The sequence below is a fragment of the Enterobacter sichuanensis genome (assembly GCF_002939185.1).
GTDB classification, from domain to species: Bacteria; Pseudomonadota; Gammaproteobacteria; order Enterobacterales; family Enterobacteriaceae; genus Enterobacter; species Enterobacter sichuanensis.
The window spans coordinates 77,508-97,214 of record NZ_POVL01000011.1 but is presented as its reverse complement, the minus strand read 5'-3'; the positions used below and the strand labels follow the sequence as shown (position 1 = coordinate 97,214).

14 protein-coding genes are annotated in these 19,707 nt (G+C 56.6%); 6 read left to right on the top strand and 8 right to left on the bottom strand.

Features of this window, described 5'->3' with window-relative positions; all coding sequences use genetic code 11:
* Together C5687_RS07535 and C5687_RS07530 are read left to right on the top strand one after the other, a co-directional pair.
* On the top strand, nt 1-271 hold a 271-nt coding region (locus C5687_RS07535; RefSeq protein WP_104556675.1), incomplete at its 5' end, for a hypothetical protein.
* Nucleotides 272-387: 116 nt separating this feature from the next.
* Entirely contained in the window at nt 388-3,450 is a 3,063-nt protein-coding gene (locus tag C5687_RS07530; protein WP_104556674.1) for an autotransporter outer membrane beta-barrel domain-containing protein, read from the top strand.
* Between the two features lie 55 nt (nt 3,451-3,505).
* On the opposite strand, the gene C5687_RS25260 is transcribed toward C5687_RS07530, so the two are convergent.
* Nucleotides 3,506-4,039, bottom strand: coding sequence for a helix-turn-helix transcriptional regulator (locus C5687_RS25260; RefSeq protein WP_167514986.1), 534 nt, complete (start codon nt 4,037-4,039; stop codon nt 3,506-3,508).
* Between the two features lie 672 nt (nt 4,040-4,711).
* Between C5687_RS25260 and pgaA the strand changes: the two genes are divergently transcribed.
* The 4 genes from pgaA to pgaD are packed head-to-tail and all read left to right on the top strand — an operon-like array spanning nt 4,712 to nt 10,854.
* Nucleotides 4,712-7,150 carry a poly-beta-1,6 N-acetyl-D-glucosamine export porin PgaA gene (pgaA, locus tag C5687_RS07520; protein ID WP_104556673.1) on the top strand — a complete coding sequence of 813 codons (2,439 nt, stop codon included), beginning with the start codon at nt 4,712-4,714 and terminating at the stop codon, nt 7,148-7,150.
* 8 nt (nt 7,151-7,158) lie between these two features.
* The gene (gene pgaB, locus C5687_RS07515) at nt 7,159-9,108 is read left to right on the top strand and encodes a poly-beta-1,6-N-acetyl-D-glucosamine N-deacetylase PgaB (protein ID WP_059384925.1); all 1,950 of its coding nucleotides are present in this window, start codon (nt 7,159-7,161) and stop codon (nt 9,106-9,108) included.
* Nucleotides 9,101-10,432, top strand: coding sequence for a poly-beta-1,6-N-acetyl-D-glucosamine synthase (pgaC, locus tag C5687_RS07510; RefSeq protein ID WP_059384924.1), 1,332 nt, complete (start codon nt 9,101-9,103; stop codon nt 10,430-10,432). Before pgaB ends, pgaC begins: the two co-directional genes overlap by 8 nt.
* Nucleotides 10,429-10,854 carry a poly-beta-1,6-N-acetyl-D-glucosamine biosynthesis protein PgaD gene (gene pgaD / locus C5687_RS07505; protein ID WP_059384923.1) on the top strand — a complete coding sequence of 142 codons (426 nt, stop codon included), beginning with the start codon at nt 10,429-10,431 and terminating at the stop codon, nt 10,852-10,854. The genes pgaC and pgaD overlap by 4 nt, the downstream gene beginning before the upstream one ends.
* Nucleotides 10,855-10,906: 52 nt before the next feature.
* Here the strand turns inward: pgaD and C5687_RS07500 are convergent, their stop codons facing one another.
* From C5687_RS07500 to C5687_RS07470, 7 genes are all read right to left on the bottom strand, one after another.
* Nucleotides 10,907-12,013: a protein kinase family protein gene (locus C5687_RS07500; RefSeq protein WP_104556672.1), complete on the bottom strand. Its 1,107-nt coding sequence runs from the start codon at nt 12,011-12,013 to the stop codon at nt 10,907-10,909.
* A gap of 157 nt (nt 12,014-12,170) precedes the next feature.
* Nucleotides 12,171-14,033, bottom strand: coding sequence for a bifunctional glutathionylspermidine amidase/synthase (gene gss / locus C5687_RS07495; protein ID WP_059384922.1), 1,863 nt, complete (start codon nt 14,031-14,033; stop codon nt 12,171-12,173).
* A 110-nt stretch (nt 14,034-14,143) separates the two neighbouring features.
* Complete coding sequence (locus tag C5687_RS07490; RefSeq protein ID WP_059384921.1) at nt 14,144-15,121, bottom strand: ABC transporter ATP-binding protein; 978 nt, start codon at nt 15,119-15,121, stop codon at nt 14,144-14,146.
* Nucleotides 15,118-16,095 carry an ABC transporter ATP-binding protein gene (locus tag C5687_RS07485; protein ID WP_059384920.1) on the bottom strand — a complete coding sequence of 326 codons (978 nt, stop codon included), beginning with the start codon at nt 16,093-16,095 and terminating at the stop codon, nt 15,118-15,120. Before C5687_RS07485 ends, C5687_RS07490 begins: the two co-directional genes overlap by 4 nt.
* Entirely contained in the window at nt 16,088-16,933 is an 846-nt protein-coding gene (locus tag C5687_RS07480) for an ABC transporter permease (RefSeq protein ID WP_025759790.1), read from the bottom strand. The genes C5687_RS07485 and C5687_RS07480 overlap by 8 nt, the downstream gene beginning before the upstream one ends.
* A 5-nt stretch (nt 16,934-16,938) precedes the next feature.
* The gene (locus C5687_RS07475) at nt 16,939-17,892 is read right to left on the bottom strand and encodes an ABC transporter permease (protein WP_104556671.1); all 954 of its coding nucleotides are present in this window, start codon (nt 17,890-17,892) and stop codon (nt 16,939-16,941) included.
* A gap of 45 nt (nt 17,893-17,937) precedes the next feature.
* Nucleotides 17,938-19,527, bottom strand: coding sequence for an ABC transporter substrate-binding protein (locus tag C5687_RS07470; RefSeq protein WP_104556670.1), 1,590 nt, complete (start codon nt 19,525-19,527; stop codon nt 17,938-17,940).
* Between the last annotated feature and the right edge of the window lie 180 nt (nt 19,528-19,707).

Below are 19,707 nucleotides of genomic sequence, written 5' to 3'. Positions count from 1 at the left end.
CGGTTGTTCCACGCTAAAAACCGATCAGGCTATTCCACTCCTGCAGGCGGAGACCGCTAAAATGCTGGGGCTGGGCTCATCGGATGAAATAACGGTGACTAACGTTAATGGCGCCCAGCCAGACGCACTGGGAGGGCAAAAACTCTCTTATCGCGCGACGACGGAAAAAGGGCGTATTTTCGATTGTTCATCAATGATGATGCCAGGGATTTTAGGATCCGCACCGACGCTGAGCGCGCCAACCTGTACACCTGTTGTCACCCATAAATAATTAACACCACATTAAAAGGCGTACTGAAATAACGCCTTTTACGTCGTCTGACATATCTGAGTTTTCATATAAAAACGATTTTCCCGACATCACGCTAATGAGTACGGAGATAGCCCGTGAATAACTCTACATCGCATTCTTTAGCGGTTAAGACACCGCTTTCCAGACTTTACCTCGCTCTATTTTCCGCGCCGCTGTTACTGCTTTCACCTGCCGATTTCGCGCGTGCAGCGGATGCAATTTTTGATGGCGACTCGCGTATTACCGAAACGCTGGGTTACACCGGAGATGTTTACGTGGGACGTAATCAACGCGGAAACCTGCTGATCGATAATGGCAAAATCACCGCCTATAACATCAATATCGGTCGGCTGTTCGACGGCCAAATTTATGAAAGCATGGTCACGGTCCGTGGGCCAAATGCGGAGCTAAACGCGGTGAACGATCAATACGTCCTGCACGGCGACCTGAATCTTGGCCTCGGCACCCTTCGAGTCGAAGAGGGCGCGCTGGCAAGCGCTAAGGAGATCGTTGTCGGCACCACGCGTGGCTATGACAGTCACCTTATCGCCACGGGTGCTGGCTCTCGCGTGACCAGTAATTTTCTTAGCGTAGGCACCGATCTGGGCGCACGCTCCACGCTGGCGATTGAAGACGGTGCGGCGCTTAATACCGCCTACGATGCGCGCATCGGCAATGGTACGGGGCCGGATGAAACCGACACGCTGAGCCCAAAAGCCACCGTCACGGGGAGCGGCTCACAGTGGAATGTTGGCCGTACGTTGACGCTTAATGGCGACCTGGACGTACTGAACGGCGGAGCGGTTAACGTTGGCAGCGTGCAGGTAGCGGGCGTCTCCGGGGCAGGGAAAACCGCTGAGCTGGTTATTGCGGGCAAAGACTCGCGTTTTACCAGCGAGAGCAGCGTTAGCGTGGGCGATTATGGCAACGGCGTGCTGTCGGTTATTGACGACGGTTCATTTTCCGCTGGCAGCAATGCGCTGATCGTGGGGACATCGGGTTCCGGTTCGAACCGGGGTGCGCTAATTATCGGCAGCCGCGGCAACATGGACACCGGCACGGGTATAACTGAACCAACGCTTGGTAAGGCGGGCGGTGCGGGTACCCTCGATGCGAAGACGGCAATCAGCCTGCGTGGCGGGCTGTTCGGCAGCTATGTCTACTTCAACCATACCGACGAAAATTACGTCTTCAGCAACACGATGAGCGGCGAAGGTGAGGTGATCAATACCTCCGGACAGACAACGCTGAACGGCGATCTTTCAGCCCTTCAGGCGAACGTGACCGCGCGCGGAGGCAAAGTCATTATTGCCAGCAACATCAACACCCAGGCAGAAGACGATATCTTTGACATTCAGACCCTTAGCGCCGAGAACGGCGGCACGCTGATCCTCAACGCGACGGCGGGTTCAGACGTCAGCAATGGACTGGGTTACAGCAGCGCCGCGTCAATCAAGGCCGGCGGCACCCTTGGCGGCAACGGCACGCTGGGCCAGACCGAGATCCTGTCCGGTGGGCATATCTCACCAGGGGATGGCGATATCGGCACGCTGACGCTGAAACGCTATCTGAATTTTGTGGGCGAGTCCTTCTATGACGTCGATATCGCAGGAGATGGCCGCAGCGACCAGCTGCTGGTATCGGGCAAAACGACTATCAGCGATCTGGCTAAAGTACAGGTCACCGCGCTGGACCCGCAAACCAGTTACAAAACGGGCCAAAGCTATCGCATATTAACCTCGGACGGGGGAATTGACGGTCAGTTCGCCGGAGCGATTTCCAAATCGGCCTTCCTGGACGTGGCGCTCAGGCAGGGCAACAACGCCGTCGATCTGACCATCGCCCAGAAAGAGACTAGCGGCGAGAATCCTGGAGGCGAAAACCCGGGTGGTGAGAACCCGGGAGGAGAAAACCCAGGAGGTGAGAATCCAGGAGGCGAAAACCCAGGAGGTGAGAATCCAGGAGGCGAAAACCCAGGAGGCGAAAACCCGGGCGGTGAGAATCCTGGCGGTGAAAACCCCGGCAGCGGCAAGCCGGGGATTTTCCAGACCGTGGCCAAAAGCAGCAACCAGTGGAACACTGCCGGCGCGCTCTCCACGCTGACGCAAAGCGGCCCGTCGCTGGCATTGTATAACTCGCTACTGGTGCTGAGCGCACCGGAAGCACGCGAGGCGTTCAACCAGCTATCCGGTGAAGTTTATCCGTCAATGCAGTCCAACCTGATTGCCGGCAGCACGCAGGTGTTTAATGTGTTAAACCAGCGGATGCAGCGCGCGTTTGATAACGACACCCTGCCGATACCACCGTTAGCAATGTCGCTGGTGCAGCAGCCGGAGCCGCAAAACAATGGCGTCTGGGGCCAGACCTTCAGCTCCTGGAGCCGAAACAGCGGCGACGGTAACGTGGGCAAGCTGGACGGCAACACCACCGGCTTCCTGCTGGGGGCAGATCGTAAGCTGGCGGACCATAACGTGCGTGTCGGTGGCTACTTCGGCTATAGCCGGGGGGATTACGACGTCGACAGCCGTCGTTCCTCAACGGATACCGACAACTACCACCTTGGCCTGTATGCGGCTGGCCAACAGGATGCGTTCTCCCTTCGTGGCGCGCTGGGTTACACCTGGCACAAGATTGAAGGCGAGCGCAATGTGGATTTCAGCGGCTTCTCGGATCGGTTGAAGTCGGATTACGACGCCAACTCGCTGCTGGCGTTCACCGAAGCGGGCTACCGTTTCGGCCAGTCAGAGATGAATGTCGAACCCTTTATTAATCTTTCCTGGATCCGACTGCATACCGACAGCTTCAGGGAAGACGGCGGTGCCGCCGCGCTGAGCGTACGTAATGAAACGATGAACACCTTCTATTCCACCCTCGGGGTGCGCGGCGTGACCGAGTTGCCGAAGAACGTTAACCTCTATGGTTCGCTGGGCTGGCAGCACGCCTATGGCGATAAGAATACGTCTTCGCGCATGGCGTTTGCGGGCAGCGACGCGTTCATCACTCAGGGACAAGCCGTGGATGAGGACGTGATGGTGGGTGATATCGGCGTGAGTGTACAGCTGTCGCGGGCTGCGACGCTGGATGTGGGGTATCAGGGACAATACGGTGCGGATACGCGTGTCAACTCGGTTAACGCGAATCTGCGCTGGTCGTTCTGAATGATTTCCCTTTAAAGAACCCGCCCCTGTGGCGGGTTCTTTGTTTTGGTTTCTGTCAAAGCCAGGGATCGTTCCCACCTGCGTCCAGCAGTTTGTTTTTAAAGATAAACAAACACGCCTCATTAAAGTTCTCAGCCCCCAGCCGTTCCGAGAGCGCTGTGCGTTTGCGGTAGAGGCTTTTAACCGACATCCCCAGCTCGCTTGCCACCTCCTCCATCGACATGCCTGCCCGCAGCAACCGCAACATGATCGCTTCGTGCATGCTTAGCCGCAGGTTAAGCAGCCACTTCGTGGTCAGACGCCTGCCCTTCATATTCAGCACCAGATTAAACAGCGAGGCCATATCCGCCGCGGTGTGCGACATGTTGGTAAACAATTTCATACTGAGCAGATTCTCCTCGCGATGGCGCATATCGAGCATAACACAGCAGATCGTTTTTTTCGTTCTGGCCGGATGGCGTATCAGGTAATCATATAAACGGAGCGGAGAACGACTATCAATCAATACAGAATATTCATCTGCACCGTTATCAAATATGTTTCTGTCAACCGAGTCGAGCAGGATAATATCCGGGAAAAATAGCCTCATCCCCCTGACAAGGTAGCGATCCTGAGTCACTAACACTATTGAAGTTGCCACTAACCATCCCTTTTAGATTAAAGCAAGAACGATCCTGCGGAAAGAAAACCGCCTTCGTTTTATAGCGCTGTCATATTAACGATAAATGTATTCTGGCTTTGGACATCCCTCAATTCAGACATTGATGAGTGAGACTTCCTGTAGACTCTCATTCAATGGCTGCCATTAATTATAAATAAAAAACAATCGCAGAAAAGTCACTTCTCTGAACATTAAGAATTTTTGTCATGAAACTTCCCAAACATGCACCAGAAACTACTTTAATTGACGCAGATAATCGGCATTAAAAATATAAACATTCTTGTCACAATAAAAATAAATGAATTTAATTTCAAATAGTTAGAATTAACCAACCCCTTCCAAATAATCGCTAAAACCGGCTCATCCCAGAATTATCTCAAAACAGCATAGCCGCTTTTCAGCATATTTATCCGGCAAGATATCAGGTGTACATTATCTTCCATCCCATCGACTGAGATAAGGATCCATAATTACCTTTAAGTAAGTACCCCGTAACATCACTGCATTCAGATTTAATGTTCTCATTTATGGCCTTTAACGCTGAGTTTAAAGGCAGCCGTGTTATGCAATGGATTCATGATAAACAAATGGCAAATAGATATGGAAAGTTCACTTCGCTTCAATACGTTATTCTTTTATCGCACCTCAACATTATTGTTCCTGTTATTACTCTTTCCTGTTCTGGTTCAGGCTACGGGATCCGTTTATGAGCAACAGATTCAGCAGGCGCGTAACGGTAATTACACACCGTTTCTCGATTATGTTCAGCGTTATCAGCAACAGCATGCCCTGACGCCTGAGAACGTTGCGGACTGGCTACAGGTAGCAGGATGGGCAGGGCGCGATGACGAGGTGATTCAGGTCTGGCGGCGTTATGGTATTTATATGCCGCTTCCCGCCCGGGGCGTTGCGGCCGTCGCGCAGTCCAGGCGAAATCAGAAAGCGTGGCAGCCCGCGTTATCGCTCTGGAATGAAGCGCGTAGCCTTGCTCCAGAGAATGACGATTACCGTATCGGCTACATCAAAACCCTTGCCGATGCCCGCATGGATACCCTTGCGCTTCAGGAAGCCCGGCAGCTGGTGGCTGAAAATCCCTCGCTGGCCCATCTTCAGACGCTCGCGTATGTCTGGTTAATGCAGGGAAAAAACGGCGATCGGCTTTTAGCGGACACGCGCGCGTTGAATATCGCGCCAGAGAATAACGCGCTGCAGAGAGACCTCATCGACGCGCTTACGAATAACCGGGTGAATACCCCCGCGCTTCAACGTTCACAACGGGTGGCGCTGACTCCCGCGCAGCGTCGCCGTCTTGAGCTGAATGCCGCTGCCGAAACCGTTCGCCTTGCTGATGTGCCCGCCAGGACAGAAAAAGAGCGCCTGCTTCTTGCGCAACATGCACTGAATCGTTACGACACCCTGTTTGCTCGCTGGCAAAACGATCCTCAGGCGGCGGACGACATTATCCTTGCCCGTATCGACAGGCTTGGTGCGCTGTATGCGCATGGCGATTATCCGCAGGTCATCCGCGAGTATCAGGCGCTGACGGCCGCACAGCATCCGGTCCCGGGCTGGGCAATCGGCTGGGTTATCTCCGCGTATCTGCAGGAGCAAAACGCCGCTGCCGCCTTCTCACTTCTGCAACGCTATCCACAATATGCGTCCGATCCGCAGGACGAGGAGCATGCGCTGTTCTATGCCTGGCTGGATACCGGGCAGTATCAGGCCGCCCGCCAGTATGCTGAGCGCCAGACCCGCAACGTCCCCTGGAGTCGTTACGATTTCGGTTCCCCTACCCCTCAGCCGAACGATCGATGGCTTACCGGACAGTCGCTGCGCTTTAACTATTTACTGGCGACCCACGCCGAGCCGGAAGCCGAAAAGCTGGCTCAGCGTATGGCCGCAACGGCGCCCGGCAACCAGGGATTACAGATTGACTATGCCTCCCTGCTTCAGGCCCGGGGTCTGCCGCGCGCAGCCGAGCGGAAGCTGAAAATGGCGGAGGCGCTCGAACCGTCGAATCTGGAGCTGGAACTGCAGCAGGCCTACGTCGCGATGGATCTGCAGGAGTGGCGACAGATGGACGTACTGGCCGACGACGTGCTTGCCCGCGCACACGTCGATCGCAGCGCCCGGCGTCTGGACAGGCTCAGAGCGGTGCACCACCTGTCCGAGCTGCGTCTCAACGCGGGAAAAGGCTTGCACTCCGATAACCCCGTTAGCGGTACCCACGACATGAACTGGGACGCCACGCTCTATGGTCCGCCGATGGCAGATAACTGGCGGCTGTTTGCGGGCACCCGCTACGCAGAGGGTAATTTCGATGAAGGCAAAGGCACCAGCCGTCATTTGTCGGGCGGCGTCGAATGGCGGCCTCGTGACCTCCAGCTCGAAGCCGAACTCTCCGGGAACCACTATCACGGGGCCAACAAGCCCGGGGCTCGGCTCTCAACCACCTACAACCTCACGGATAACTGGCAGGTCAGCGGCAGCCTCGAACGCCTGTCCCGCACCACGCCTCTGCGGGCGTTACGCAATGGGATCAGTGCTAACCGGGGTGAAGGCGGCGTGCGCTGGTATCAAAACGAGCGGCGTGAGTACCAGTTCAGCGCCGCCGTCAGTCACTTTTCAGACCATAACCGCCGACAGGAATACACCCTCACAGGGAAAGAGCGTCTCTGGCAGGCGCCGTCCCTGACGCTGGATCTCGAACCGGAGATCGCCGCCAGTAAAAACAGCCAGCGGAACACGCTCTATTACAACCCGGCGCGGGACCTGTCCGTGACGGCTTCCCTGTCCGTCGATCATGAGATGTATCGCCATTACGACACCCTCTGGAGCCAGCAGATCGTGGCGGGAGGCGGCAGGTACTGGCAGAAAAATCAGTCCGCCGGGGCCATCACCCTGGTGGGTTATGGACAACGCATCCAGTGGAACAACGTCATTGATACCGGCGTGATGCTGAACTGGGATAAACGCCCTTACGACGGCAAGCGCGAAAGCAATCTCTCCGTCACGTTTGATGCGACTTTACGCTTTTAAGGATGAATATGCTGAATACACGTCTTTCCGTGAGCCTGCTCCTCTTCGGCTGGCTCTGCCTGAGCGCGAGCGCCTGTGCACAGGCTTTCTCATTTATTGCCCCCAAAGCGCGACCGCAGCTGGAGGCGAGCAAACCCTGGCCGACGAACCAGTTTCTGGTCCTGGCCTACCACGACGTAGAAGATGATGCCGCCGATCAGCGCTACCTCTCCGTTCGCACCAGCGCGCTAAACGAGCAGATTAGCTGGCTTGTGCACAACGGCTATCACGCCATCAGCGTGCAGGACATTCTGGATGCCCATGACGGGAAAAAAACGCTGCCGCCGAAAGCCGTATTACTCAGTTTTGACGACGGCTACAGCAGCTTTTACACCCGCGTCTGGCCGCTGCTCCAGGCGTGGAACGTTCCTGCGCTGTGGGCGCCGGTGGGCAGCTGGGTGGATACGCCGGAAAATCAAAAAGTTAACTTCGGCGGCCTGATGACGCCCCGCGATCGCTTCGCGACGTGGGACATGGTGCGCGAGCTCAGCCACTCCCCGCTGATTGAGATCGGCTCGCATACCTGGGCCTCGCACTACGGCATTCCGGCCAACCCGCAGGGCAGCCGCGAACCGGCGATCGCCAATCGCTTTTATGATAACGCAACGGGCCGCTATGAAACGGACCTTGAGTTCAGCCAGCGGATCGGCGATGACGTGCGCAAAGTCACCGAAAAAATCACCCAGGTGACCGGCAAAGCTCCGCGTGCCTGGGTCTGGCCCTATGGCGCCGCCAACGGCACGTCGCTCGGGATTGCCAAAAAACAGGGCTATCAGCTGGCCTTTACCCTTGAGGACGGGCTGGGTGACGTGCGCAATCTCGGCAGCATTCCCCGTCTGCTGATCGCCGGGAATCCCTCGCTCAAAGCCTTTGCCAGCACGGTTAGCCAGGTTCAGGAGCCTGAACCTGTGCGCGTCATGCATGTCGATCTCGACTACGTATACGATCCCAACCCGGTTCAGCAGACCCAAAATATCAACCGGCTGATCCAGCGGGTTTACGACATGAAAATCAGCCATGTTTTCCTGCAGGCGTTTGCCGATCCGCAGGGCGATGGCAGGATCAAGGCGCTCTATTTCCCCAACCGACGGCTTCCGGTCCGGGCCGATCTGTTTAATTTTGTCTCCTGGCAGCTGCAAACCCGCGCGGGGGTAAAAGTCTTCGCATGGATGCCGGTACTCTCGTTCGATCTCTCCCCTTCCCTGCCGCGCGTCCAGCGCCGGGATCGGCAAACCGGCCGGTTAAGCGACGCCACCGAGCCTTATATCCGGCTCTCCCCGTGGGATCCGCAGGTGCGTCAGCAGGTGACGGACATCTATGAGGATCTGGCCCGCTATGCCAGCTTCAATGGGATCCTGTTTCATGACGATGCGGTACTGACGGATGTGGACGACGCCGGGCAGGCGGCCTCGCAGAACACCACGCGCCAGAAAAGCCGGCTTCTGATCGGTTTTACCCACGCCCTTGGCCTGGCGGTGAAGCACATCCGCGGTCCGCAGATACAAACCGCCCGTAATCTGTTTGCCTTACCCATCCTGCAGCCCGAAAGCGAGGCGTGGTTTGCGCAGAATCTCGATGACTTTCTGGCGGAGTATGACTGGACGGTACCGATGGCCATGCCGCTGATGGAGTCCGTCCCGGTCGACGAGAGCAATGCCTGGCTGACGCGTCTGGTTAAGGCCGTCGCCGAACGCCCCGGCGCGCGCAATAAAACCATTTTTGAGCTCCAGGCCAGGGACTGGGGGCAGAAACCGCCCCGTGCCGTTTCCGATAGCCAGCTTGTGGCATGGATGCAGGTGCTCCAGCTGAACGGCATTAAAAACTACGGCTACTACCCCGACGACTTCCTCAACAACCAACCTGATATTTCCCGTATCAGGCCTGAATTTTCATCGTACTGGTACCCTGACAATGACTGATCGCCTTATCGCCTTCTCTATTTTATGTCTGGTATTCGGGTTGCCGTTAGGCGTGGCCGCCCTCTTTACCGGCGAACTGATTTTGGATTTTGTCTTCTTCTGGCCGCTGTTTATGTCCGTGCTCTGGATAACCGGCGGACTCTATTTCTGGTTTCAGCTTGAACGACACTGGTCATGGGATCACGACACACCGGCCCCCACGCTCGCCGGCGAGCCGCTGATTTCCATTCTGATTCCCTGTTTCAATGAGGAAAGGAACGCCAGAGAGACCATCAGCGCCGCGCTGGCTCAGCGGTATGAGAATATAGAAGTTATCGCCATCAACGACGGCTCGTCTGACAACACTGCGCAGGTGCTGCAGGAGCTGGCGCTGGAACAGCCGCGCCTGCGGGTGATTAACCTCGCGGAAAATCAGGGCAAAGCGCTGGCGCTCAAAGCCGGGGCGGCGGCGGCCCGGGGCGATCTGCTGGTCTGTATTGACGGCGACGCGCTGCTCGATCGCGATACCGCGGCTTATCTGGTGGCGCCGCTGATCCAGTACCCCCATGTCGGGGCGGTGACCGGCAACCCGCGTATTCGCACGCGCTCCACGCTGATTGGCCGCATACAGGTGGGCGAGTTCTCCTCCATCATTGGGCTCATCAAGCGGACGCAGCGGATTTACGGTCGGGTCTTTACCGTCTCCGGCGTCATCGCCGCCTTTCGCCGGCAGGCGCTGGCGGATGTCGGGTACTGGAGCCCGGACATGATCACCGAGGACATCGACATCAGCTGGAAGCTTCAGCTTCGCCACTGGGATATTTTTTTCGAGCCGCGCGCGCTGTGCTGGATCCTGATGCCGGAGACGCTAAAAGGCCTGTGGAAACAGCGTCTGCGCTGGGCCCAGGGCGGTGCTGAGGTGTTTCTGGTTAACCTGCGTAAGATCGTGCGCTGGGAGCACCACCGCATGTGGCCGCTGTTTATGGAGTACGCGCTGTCAACGCTGTGGGCCTTCGCCTACGCGATGACGGTGCTGCTGTTCGTCTTCAGCCATGTCGCCCCGCTTCCCGCGAACCTGACCGTTGAGAGCCTCTTTCCCCCGGCGTTTACCGGACTGCTGCTGGGGGTCATGTGTCTGCTGCAATTCCTGGTCAGCCTGTACATCGAGCGGCGCTATGAGCGAAACGTGGCCAGCGCGCTTTTCTGGGTGATTTGGTTCCCGATGGTGTACTGGATGATTGGCCTGTTCACTACCCTCGTCGCCTTTCCAAAAGTGATGCTTAAACGCCAGCGTGCCCGTGCGCGCTGGATCAGTCCGGACCGGGGAAAAGGAAGCCTGCAATGAACGAAAATACCTTAATTTTGACTGAACATCGGCTCTTGCCGCGTCTTTTTGATGCCGCGTTAACGCTGGTCGCGTGGGGAGGTTTTTTCTTTTTCCTGTATGCCCGACTCTGGATGCAGCTCACCGATGAGAGCGACTACCGCTGGGGCGCGATTGTTGCGTCCTTTAATACGGTGCTGATCTATTTACTGTTCGCCGCGCTCAACGGCTGGCTGCTGATTTTGTGGTATCAGTACAACCGCCGCCGGGCTCAGGTGAGACGGCGTCAGCCGGGTTATTTGCCGGAGGAGGAGCTTGCCCGCAGCTTTAATGTCTCACCGCAAATCATCTCTGAGATGAGCCAGTACAACCTTTTGACGGTCTATCATGACCAGATTGGCCGCATCATTGATTTGAAAATCAGTCAGCAGGACGAGGAATAAACCTCAGGCATCCGCAGGTTCTCCCTGCGGATGCTGATTCTGCGGGTCACTCTCAGCGCTTATACTGTGGCTGCATAGCGTCACAGGCGAGCTGACGTTTGCGTTGATATTGCGCCAGTAACGCTCTCTTACTTTTACCTTTATTATCGTAAAAAAGCGCGCCACCTTCGTTAAGCACCTCGTAACACGACTGGATCGACTGAGTAATGTACTCAATCCTTTTCAGGGTCAGTGGCGTACAGCTTTGCCCATGTAAATCATCCTCGACATCCAGAACGTGTGAGCGAAACGCCTCAATGGTGAAACCGCGCTGCAGGCTTTGATTATCACGCAGTGCCTGTTGCCAGCTGGTAATAATCGCATCCAGCCAGACGAGCACCGCCGCATCCGCGCCTTGCGACGCCAGTTTTTCTCTTTTATGGCGATAATGCTTCAGGGCCAATGTTTTCAGGGCATGATACTGCGACAGTTGCACGGCTTCAGGCTGATTTTCTTCGAGCAGCCTTCCGAAGAAAAAGCGGGTTTCAAAACGCTCGCAGGCGTGAAAGAGGGGATCCTGCAGGCCATTGCTGTTGTAGCTCTGCAGAGGCTGGAAAGGATACATATACCCGAAATCGAATAACCAGAGATGTCCGTTATCCATAAGAAGATTGCCGGGACATAAATCCCACTCCATAAGACCGGCCTCTTCGCATGCCATTAGCGTTGATAAAACCTGTTCAAAAAGATCTTCATCGACCTTTTCTGGCGAGTGGCCCGGCAGCCAGGGCGAGAGAATAATCCCCTGGCGAAAGTTGCCATAAATCGTCGGTACGATGTGATCGAATCGTCCCGCCCACAACGGATCGTTTTTGAGCCGGGTGAAATCAGCCCGTCTCTGTACTTCATTGAGGAACGAGGTCTGGCCATCGGTATTTCGCACCAGCGCCTCGCGTCGTTTCTGCTTGAGGGTGTAGTGTCTGCCATCAATACACAGATGCAGGACCTGAGCGGTAAGGCCGCCATCAAAGCATTCAACGACGCAGGGATCGGAAGACGAAAGCTGCATTAATTTCTCAGGGGCCATCGGGCAATGGCGGCTGTCACCGACAACAATATTCTCTGCTGAGGCAATAAAAGAGAGCTGGGCTTGCTGGCGGGCATGGGTGAAAGTGTTCATACGCTGTCCATCAGGTTAAGGGTCATCATCAGCCTGGCCTGGCCACAGCCAGAAATCTTCCTCCATGAGGCAGGATTTGAGGGAGGAACCTGAGGGTGGAGAGAGACAAAAAAAAGCCTCCGCAAGCGATCCTTGCGAAGGCTCGGTTACTGCCCGGTTACTTATCCTTCACCACAATCAGCGGCTCAATATCACTCTCTTTTTTGACCACCAGCGAGTCATCACCGCGCAGACAGGTTCCACCGTAGTTTCCGCCCACGGTAAAGGTGCAAACCTGAATATGCTTGCCATCAACGTTTGGCAGGCACCACAGCTGCTGGTAGATATTTTTGCGGTCAACAAACTTGCCGCTGGATTTGTCCAGCAGTTCGTCCTCAGCGCTGATCAGATCGATATTGCTGCCGCAGCGCCCGGCGATGGGCTTAACGGCATAGCCGGTCTGTTTCAGCAGATCGTTAACCTCAAAATCAGTATCGAGCAGGTAGCGGTGGTTCGGGAACAGTTGCCACAGCACCGGGAGGATCGCCTTGTTGCCGGGGATCACCGTCCACAGCGGTTCGAAGACCAGCACTTCCGGGCGCAGCAGGACGTCAATCAGCCGTACTTCCCCAGCCGGGTGGCCGGTACGAATCGGTACCGCGGCATACTCGGTTTCGCTCACCTCGCGGATCTGCTCTATCGCCGTCTCCCACGCCCAGGTTTTCCACACGCAGTTGACGTGGCGGCCTTCGTCGTCAATCAACTGCCCGGCGGCATCCCAGCTCAGGGCGCCAAGCCCGTGCAGAATTTTAGTTTCAAACCCGGCCTGCAGCAGTGAGCGCTGGATAAAGAGCGCGTGATAGTCCTCTTCGACATCGTTGTCCTGCATGATATGCACGAACGGACGCGCGTGGCTGTGCTTCCACGCCCCGGTCAGCTCTTCCAGTAACCCTTCCGCCGGGTTGTGCCCGTTGCCGCGATAGCCATTTTTGACCCACTCTTCGAGGATCAACCCGCCTTCCGTGTGGCAGGAGGCGGAGTCGGCGTTGTACTCATACACCTTAATCCCGCGCTCATCCATGCAGAAATCCATACGACCGGTGATCATATGGTGGCGGCGCCACTGCCAGGAGAGGCGCAGGCGCGGCCAGAGGATTTTCGGTATGTCGAAAAGCGCCAGTAAGTTGTCATCTTTCAGCACCTTATCGGTCGCGTGCAGGTACATCAGGTGCAGCTCGTTGGTGGCTTTGATCAGCTCCTGCTCGGCGCTTTCGGTAATGGTGAAGTACTGGCAGGGATCTTTATTGATAAAGTGTCCGTTGGCGCGGATATACGCCTGTTGCAGGGGGTCATTTTCGTTGAGCCACTTCCCGTCAAACTGACGTCTGTTTTTCAGCCGCGCACCGCTGATTTTCAGCAGTTCGCCGTCGATTTCCGGCTGCGGAATGCTGTGTTCTGTGTCGTCAGTCTGGATCATCCAGCCGAGGATTTCGGTGTCAGTAAAGGTGTCGTGGATCGTGTAACTGCCGTTCTCAACACAGAGGCGCAGCTCGCGCGTCCACTGCTGCCCGAGCGGCAGCGGCGCGTGAATGACGTTCTGCTCCGCGATACGCACCTTATCGTCCAGAAGCTGGGTGATCACCGCCACGTGGCCGGTCTCGTGAAACTCGCCGCCTTTTTGCCAGATCAGCAGCGCCCCGGCGCGCGGCGCGCGCTTCGAGCCGTTGGCAAAGGCCTGAAGGGGCAGAATGTTATCGTTCACCACCTGACGCAAAAAGCGCAGAGAGAAGATCTCCCACGCCATGCCGACATCGGTAAACACAAAGCCATAGTTGAGAAACAGAAAACGGCGGGCGAACTCAACGCACTGCCACTTGTGGCCCATGTATTCGTTGCCAATATAGCTGCGGAAATCCGCATCTTCCGGGTAATTTCGCGGGTCCAGACTGCCGTAATTTGAAGAGTAAATCGCCACGCCACCGGGCGCATAGCCTAACAATGTCCCGAATGGCGCATCACTGCTTAACGTTCCTTTACGCATGTATCCAACCTAAAACAGGCAGGCGGCAATTTTTTAAGGGTTGTCGTCGTCTGCACGTTGTAATTAACCTGACAGAGGAGGATTTATCATACACCTGCGTGGCGCATTAATTACACGTTAAACAACCAGCATGCTGCAAAATGCCCTGGCGCAATCTCCCGCATTGCCGGCTCCTGCGTCTGGCAAACCGGCATGGCATGCGGGCAGCGGCTGCAGAACTTACAGCCAGGCAGCGCGGACGTGGGGCCTGGAATATCGCCGCGCAGGGTAGCGTCGTCGAGGTGACGAATGCGCGGGTCGGGACGGGGAACCGCCGCCAGCAGTGCGCGGGTGTATGGGTGCGCCGGATGCTGATACAGCGCATTCGCCGGGGCCACCTCCACCAGCTTACCGAGATACATCACCCCAATTCGGCTGGAGATATGGCGCACCATGGAGAGATCGTGGGCGATAAACAGATAGGTCAGCCCCAGCTCCTGCTGCAGGTCCTGCAGAATATTCACCACCTGCGCCTGCACCGAGACGTCCAGCGCCGAGAGCGGTTCATCGCACAGCACAAACTCAGGATTCACGGACAACGCGCGGGCAATACTGATGCGCTGGCGCTGCCCACCGCTGAACTCGTGCGGGAACCGTTCAAGGTGTTCCTGCTTCAGCCCGACTTTATAGAGCAGCGTTTCCGTACGCTCCTGCTGTGCTTCCCGGCTGTAGCCGTGGATTTGCATCGGCTCGGCCACCAGCTGTCGCACGGTCATCCCCGGGTTGAGCGAGGACCAGGGATCCTGAAAAATCGCCTGCATTCTTTTACGCAGCGGCTTCAGCTCTTTTTCACGGGCCTGGCCGATCGCCTGTCCGGCAAAGTGGATCTCGCCCGAGGTGATATCGAAAAGACGCAGAATGGCGCGCCCGAGAGTCGATTTCCCGCAGCCGGACTCCCCCACCAGGCCAAACGTCTCGCCGGGCTGGATATCAAAGCTCACGCCATCAACCGCTTTCACGGCCACGCCTTTACGCAGCAAACCGCCGTTAAGCTGATAGTGTTTGTGCAGGTCCCGTACGCGCACTAAAGGCGTCTGTTGTTCACTCATGCCTGAATCTCCTTATCGGCCCATAGCCAGCAGGCGGCGCGATGGCCCTCTCCGACGGAATAAAACGCGGGCTGCCGCTCACACTGCGGCATACGCTTCGGACAGCGTTCGGCAAACGGGCAACCCGGCGGCGGATTAAGCAGGCCTGGCGGCGAACCTTCTATCGGCGACAACCGTTGATTCTCCTCATCCGGACGCGGCAGCGAGGCCAGCAGCCCCCGGGTGTAAGGATGCGCAGGGCGATAAAAAATGTCCTCCACGCTCCCCTCCTCCATCACCAGCCCGCCGTACATCACCACCACGCGGCTGCAGACCTGCGCCACCACGCCGAGATCGTGGGTGATCAGCAAAATCGCGGTTTGGGTCTGCTGCTGCAGGCTTTTCAGCAGGCGCAGGATCTGCGCCTGAATGGTCACGTCCAGCGCGGTGGTCGGTTCATCAGCAATAAGAAGCTTCGGATTACAGGAAAGCGCAATGGCGATCATCACCCGCTGGCGCATCCCGCCGCTGAACTCGTGGGGATACTGGTCGTACCGGCGTTCCGCCTCAGCAATGCCCACCTGTTGCAGCATGGCGATCGCCGCCGCTTTAGCCGCTTTTTTGCTGAGCCCTTTATTGCGCATCAGGATCTCCGCCATCTGCTTGCCGATGGTCAGCACCGGGTTGAGGGCGGTCATCGGATCCTGGAAAATCATCGCGATCTCGTTGCCGCGAATGTCGCGCATCTGCGCCGGGGTTTTCTGCGCCAGGTCCTCGTTCTGAAAGCGGATGCTGCCGCCCGTTATCCGGCCGTTGCTCCCGAGAAGCTGGATAATCGACTTACAGGTGACGCTCTTGCCGCAGCCCGATTCGCCAACGATACCCACCAGTTCTCCCGGCTGAACCTGAAAGCTCACGCCGCGCACCGCATGCATTTCCCCCTCCCGGGTGCGGAACGTGGTATGCAGGTCATCGAGTTCTAATAAGCTACTCATCGCGACTGGCTCCCGGCTCAAAGGCGGTACGGAACACATCGCCCAGCACGTTAAAGCTGAACACCGTCAGCAGGATCAAAATACCGGGGAACATTGCCAGCCACGACGCTTCGCCAATATAAGACTGCGCGTTGTTCAGCATACTTCCCCACGACGCCGCAGGGGCCTGCACGCCCAGCCCTAAGAAGCTGAGCGTTGATTCCATCAAAATCGCCGAGGCGATATTGAGCGTGGCGGCCACGATAATGGTCGGCAGCACACCGGGAATAATGTGGCGCACGATAATGCGCAGCGGATGTTCTCCCGACGCGCGGGCATAGAGCACATACTCGCGCTCTTTCACCGACAGCGTTTCGGCACGCACCAGCCGCGACATGTTCATCCACGTCAGCAGGCTGATGATCAGGATGATGTTATCCACGCCCGGTTTGAGGTAAGCATTCACCACCAGCAGCAGGAAGAAGGCCGGAATGGCCATCAGGATATCCACGGCGCGCATCATCAGGTTATCCAGCCAGCCGCCAAAATAGCCGCTCACCGTTCCCACCACCGTGCCGATAAGCGTGGAGAAGAGCATGGCGAGAAAACCGACCATTAACGAGATCTGGCCGCCATACAGCGCACGGGTGAAGTAATCGCGTCCGTATTCATCGGTACCGAACCAGTGCGCGGCATCCGGCGGTAGCGTGCGTGCGCCGAGCGCCATCCGATCCGGATCGTACGGACTTAAGCCGGCGCAAAGCGCGGCGACAACGAAAATAAAAAGCACAAACAGAGAGAACTGCGCCGGACGGTTGCGGCGCAGCTGGTGACGAACCTGCTGCCAGCGTCTGCTCATCCGGGTTACCTCAGCGTACGAATGCGGGGATCGGCGAAGCGATAAAGCAGATCGGCGATCAGGTTGCCGACGATCAGCATCATCGACGAAAGCATGATGATCGCCATGATCAGCGGGTAGTCCAGCGAGGCGATCGACTGGATCCCGAGCAGCCCCATCCCCGGCCAGGAAAAGACGCTCTCCGTCACATAGGCCCCTACAATCAGCTCCCCGAACGACAGGCCGAACAGGGTAATTACCGGCAGCAGCACGTTTTTCAGCACATGGCGGAACAGAATACTGGCGCGCGTCGCGCCGTAGGCCAGCTGGGTCTGTACGTAGTCGGCGGAGAGTTGCGAGATGGTGTTGGAGCGGATGTAGCGCACGTAGCTGGAGAGATTGTAGAACGTCAGCGCAATGCACGGCAGCACGCCGTGACGCAAGACATCCAGCACTCTGTCTTCCATGCCGATGGTGCGCATCCCCATGCTGGGGAACCAGTTAAGCTGCACGGCAAAGACGGTGATAAGCAAAATGCCGAACCAGAAAATCGGCACCGAGATGCCGATATAGGCGAACAGGTTCAGTACGTGATCCAGCCAGCGGTGCTTAAATGCCCCCGCCAGCAGGCCGAGCGGAATAGCCAGCACGATCGCCAGCAGCAGCGACGCCCCCATCAGCCCCAGCGTGGCCGGAATGCGTTCGCCGATCATCTCCAGCACCGGGCGGTGGTAGATCAGCGAATAGCCGAGATCGCCCCGCAGGACGTTTTTCAGCCACAGAACGTACTGCGTGACCAGGGGCTTATCCAGCCCCAGGCTCTGGCGAATACGTTCGATATCTTCCGGAGCCATACGCGGCGTGATGTACGCCGCTACCGGATCGCCGGGGGCGAGTTTGACCAGCAAAAATGCCACCAGTGAAATAAAGAACAGCATCGGGAACAGTTGCAGCAGCCGACGCGTGAGAAGTGTGTTCACGACATGCCCTTACTCAGACCCCGGCCTGACGGCCGGGGCAGTGACTTATTTCTGATAGATTTTTGACAGATCCTGGAACAGGTAGACCGGCTTCGGCTCTGCTTCCTGGGTGCCGCCGAAACGCTTGTCCACCGCGACGGTCGCATTGGTATAGGCAATCGGGTAGTAGGTCATGTCGTTTGCCACGGTCTGCTGAATTTGCTTGTAGATATCAGCCCGTTTCGTGGCGTCGGTTTCCACGGCGCCTTTATCCCACAGGGCATCGAACTGCGGGTTTTTATAATGCGCGTAGTTATAGGCCTCGTTGCTCATGAACAGTGATTTGTAACCGTCCGGCTCTGAGCCCATGATGTAGCCGCCCAGGTTCAGCTCCCAGGCGGTGTTGTTCATGTCGAGACTGCGCTGAGACATGGCGTTGGAGTCCAGCGGCATCAGCTCCACGTTCACCCCAATGCCCTTCAGCGCCTGCTGAATGTAGAGCGCCATACTCTCCTGGGTTTTGTTGGTGTTCACATACGCCAGGCGCAGCCTGAGGTTGTCCGGCGCGCCGGATGTCTTCAGCAGGCCTTTGGCTTTTTGCAGATCGAATTTGTACTGTTCAACATCGTCCGTCTTGTAAAGCGTATCTGGCGTCAGGAACGAGGTCGCCGGTTTGGCGTAGTCCAGCGAGGTAAACGCGGTCTGGGTCAGCTCATCTTTGTTGATGGCGTAAGCAATGGCCTGACGCAGCGCCTTGCTCTTCATCACCGGCACGTTCTGGTTGAAGGTCATGTAGGCCAGACGCCCTTCCGGATAGACCACGAAGTCAAACTTACCGGTATTTTTCAGGCGGTTCACATCCTGCGGGTCCACCATCTTGAGGTTGATTTCACCGTTTTGCAGGGCAAGATTCGCGGCATTGCTGTCTTTGGCGAAACGGTAAGTCACGGAATCAAGCTTCGCTTTGCCGTTCCAGTAATCGTCAAAACGGGTCAGGGCGTAATACTGTCCGGCGCGGTACTCTTTGAATTTGAACGGGCCAGAACCCACCGGCGCATCGTTTTTGCTGCTCTTTTCCAGATCGTCTTCACCGGCGAACACGTGCTGCGGGATCGGGTAGATCTGCACCAGGGTGCCGGTAAAAGCCGCGCTGACCTGCGGTAAGGTGAATTTAACGGTGCGGTCGTCAACCTTGCTTACCTGCACCGGCTTATCGCCGTAGGTGAACATGCTGCGGAAGAAGCTGTGCTGTTTGGCATCCAGCAGCTTATTGAACGTAAAGACCACGTCGTCCGCCGTCAGCGGCTGCCCGTCCTGCCATTTCAGGTTGGGTTTTAACGTGAGGGTGTAGCTCAGGTTATCGGCAGAAGGCGTCAGGCTTTCCGCCAGGCCCCACTCAATTTTGCCGTTATTAAAGCTGTACAGCGGAGCATACAGCGCCTGCATGATGGTTAACGTTGTGCGGTCACTGGCATAGAGCGGATTAACGGCTAGCGGGTCGCCGGAGGTTATGCCGATAATAAGCGAACCGCCCTCTTTTGGCGCATCGTTTTTTGCCGCGGGGGACGTATTTGTCTCTTTATTTTTCGCATCATCACAGCCCGCCAGGCCTAACGCGAGCGAAACGACCACGGCCGATAACAGAAGCTTACGCATCTCACTAACTCCTTGCCTTATAAAGTGTTTATGACTGCATCTTTTATTTATGTTGAAGCATCATATGCAGCTTTATCTGTTTACGCATTAATTATGAAAATGCGATTTTCGATTAAGCTTATGCCGGATTTGTTATATATAAGCGCCGGAAGGAATAGCGGCAGATCGATTACGCTCAGT